1 pseudogene is annotated in these 624 nt (G+C 65.9%); it reads right to left on the bottom strand.

Going from position 1 to position 624, the window contains the following annotated elements:
• A pseudogene (locus OGW13_RS00080) lies at positions 1–624 on the bottom strand (type IV secretion protein Rhs); the annotation flags it as partial.

Raw genomic sequence — 624 nt, 5'->3', positions numbered from 1 at the left:
AATGGCGTACTGCCGTGCCGCTGCGGTCGTATACCGTTGCCAGTTCGCCACGCGGGGAATAGTCGTATCGCGCCAGCGGCGCGGCGGGCAGAGTGTCCGGGTATTCCGGGTCGTGGATCAGCCATACTTCTGCCAGACGAAGGCCGTTGTCCGTGCCGTACGCGGTGGCGGGCAGAGCATCCGGGAAGGGAAGGGGTTTTGTGCCACTGGCGGTTACCTGCTTCCGGTACTGTGCTGCCCGCTGCGCCTGCGTGGTCAGCACCAGCCGGAAGCGGCGGCCTGCACCGTCCGTCACGGCGGTGATTTCCCCGGTTGCATCACCGGTAGCGGCACGATGGAAGACCATTCTCCGCCCTAAATTGTCCACCAGAGCCGTCAGCGTCCGGTACGGCGGCAGCGGGGCAGGTAAGGGTTCCTCCGCTCCCGGTACGCGCGCAGACCAGCCCAGGATCCACCACGGCCCCTGTGCGCTGTTGGTTGCCAGATACACGTGTGGACTGGTGCGAATGTCTTCCGGCAACGACTGCCACAGTGTGTGCAGCGGATTGCTTTCATGCAGCGCCGGCACGCCGCCCCGCGCCAGCCAGAGCGATTCGCTGCGGCTGAAGGCCGTTTCACCGGGAA

The sequence above is a fragment of the Citrobacter sp. Ca225 genome (assembly GCF_030337175.1).
Classification (GTDB): Bacteria; Pseudomonadota; Gammaproteobacteria; order Enterobacterales; family Enterobacteriaceae; genus Citrobacter_A; species Citrobacter_A amalonaticus.
This window is presented reverse-complemented; position numbering and strand designations above follow the sequence as displayed.